Annotated in this window: 3 protein-coding genes; 1 reads left to right on the top strand and 2 read right to left on the bottom strand. The window is 64.7% G+C overall.

Annotation, left to right across the window (positions count from 1 at the left end):
- Positions 1-87: 87 nt before the first annotated feature.
- Entirely contained in the window at positions 88-312 is a 225-nt protein-coding gene (locus ABZ319_RS40370) for a hypothetical protein (protein WP_354991876.1), read from the bottom strand.
- Positions 313-347: 35 nt separating this feature from the next.
- Complete coding sequence (locus ABZ319_RS40365) at positions 348-1,112, bottom strand: HNH endonuclease family protein (RefSeq protein ID WP_354991875.1); 765 nt, start codon at positions 1,110-1,112, stop codon at positions 348-350.
- Between the two features lie 328 nt (positions 1,113-1,440).
- Here ABZ319_RS40365 and ABZ319_RS40360 point away from each other — a divergent pair, with 328 nt between their 5' ends.
- A complete protein-coding gene (locus ABZ319_RS40360) occupies positions 1,441-1,674 on the top strand; it encodes a hypothetical protein (protein WP_354991874.1) in 234 nt (77 codons plus the stop codon).
- Positions 1,675-1,795 lie beyond the last annotated feature (121 nt).

Here is a 1,795-nt window from a genome sequence, read left to right as displayed (position 1 = left end):
CGGACCGGTTGATCGGTCCGCACCCCACGGCTGTTCTATTGCGGCCGTTCGATATTCGATGAACGGCCGCGCCGGACCGAAATCCGGTCAGGCTTCGAATGGAATGGTGTTTCCGGCGGCGTCGCGGGTACCCTGACCTGCTTCGATAGCGGCAACCAGATCGGCGACCGACGACCATTTCAATGGCGGCCGGTCCTCCAGATTGCCGATCGTGTACCAGGTTTCGGTATCGCGGTAGCGGACCAGCGCTGTTCCGGTGTCGTCGACTGCGACATCAAGCTCTCCCGACACCGTCCCTTCCTCGCGGGTCATGATGGCGGCTTCGGCGAGAATCTCGATGACGTCGATTATCTGAACCCTCCTTGTTTGACGCAGTCGTCGACTGCGGTGCGCAGCGCTTTGAGCTCGTCGTTATCTACAGCCAAGGCATATTTTATCTTTATCTTCACGTAGTGATCGATATAGCCACACCGGAAAGCTCCCGGCGGCAGATAATTGGCCACGTCCTGATCACCCTTCGACCTGTTCGCGGACGGGTCGGACGCGATCAGATTGACCGCGTCGTTGGCGATATTGCGGCGGGTGTCCTCGTCCAGCTTCGAGGCGCCCGAACGCCAGGCCTCGGCCAACGGCACGATGTGCTCGGCATCCACGCCGGCCGGATCGGTGATGAACTTGTACGGCTTGAGCTGTCCGGTCTTGGCGTCCATGACGCCGTAGGAGTCCTGCCAGCCGCCGCCCTTGCCGACCTTCAGATCGCAGGTCTTGGGATCGAGGGTGACATCGCCGGTGGCGTCGCGCAGCATCATCACTTCGCGGGTCGTGCATTTGGCGTACTGCGCGAATTCGGTCCCGAACCCGTGCTCGACCGCCTTGGTGTCCCAGTGCGGGAACTTCTCGCGGGTGTAGCCGGTCATCGGGAGTTCCGCCGCGACAACCAGTTTGTCGACCGCGGCCTTGACCTCCGAGCCGACCGCCACCGGTCCGGTGGACGGGTTACCCTGCCCGTCCGATGTCTTGCTCTGCCCGCAGGCCGCGACGGCCACGGCCAGCACTACCGCCAGGCAGGCCGGGACCACGCCGGACCGCCCGCGCCGCGAACCCGGCGACATCGCAAACAACGCTATTTTCAACGCAACACTCCACTACTGTCGACAACATCCTTGTCGCTCATGCCGATCAGATCATGGGCGTCCCAACATTGCTCTGCTACCGACGTATTCATCCGGCCCCGGCCGCGGGTGGGGCGTGTTCGCGTGTGCGCGACGGCTTCTGCGGAGACATCTCGACCACCGTTGCAATCGGCGGCCCGAAAGAGCAAGCCGGACGGTCGGTTCAGAGACGGGACTCACAGGCGGGCCCACGGGAATCGGGGCTGCCGGAGTGGACGACACCATTCAATACTGGGCCGGGTCGGAGTCGAGATCAACGGAGTGATGCATGTATTCGAAGAAATTGCTCGGAACCCTCGCCGTGTCGGCCGCATTGGTCGGCGCGTCGGGCGCGGTGACGGTCACCGCACAGGCCGCCGTTCCGGCCGAACCCGCGTCCGTGCGGCAGATCGACGACAGCGGTTCGTTCAGTTCGTCGGGAACCCTTGCGCGCGACGCGGCGTGGACCCTGGTCTGCGTGCTGACGGGCAAGTTCGTGGGGTCCGTCTACCCGCCCTGCTGAGACGCGGCCGCGTCGGGGGCGGTGTTCCGCTGTCGGGCGTCGGAACGCGAACGGCCCGGTCGCGCGGCCGTTGACGTCGATACGCGCGAAGTCGCCACCCAGCAGCGCATCGCGGGGGAGC

The organism is Nocardia sp. NPDC005978 (assembly GCF_040614455.1).
Lineage (GTDB): Bacteria > Actinomycetota > Actinomycetes > Mycobacteriales > Mycobacteriaceae > Nocardia.
Note: the sequence above shows the minus strand (reverse complement) of the source record. Positions and strands in the feature narration are given on the sequence as shown.

Excerpts from the sequence above, each read along its gene's own strand:
- ABZ319_RS40370 (WP_354991876.1), bottom strand. The coding sequence starts at position 312 with ATGACCCGCGAGGAAGGGACGGTGTCGGGAGAGCTTGATGTCGCAGTC.
- ABZ319_RS40365 (WP_354991875.1), bottom strand. The coding sequence starts at position 1,112 with ATGTCGCCGGGTTCGCGGCGCGGGCGGTCCGGCGTGGTCCCGGCCTGC.
- ABZ319_RS40360 (WP_354991874.1), top strand. The coding sequence starts at position 1,441 with ATGTATTCGAAGAAATTGCTCGGAACCCTCGCCGTGTCGGCCGCATTG.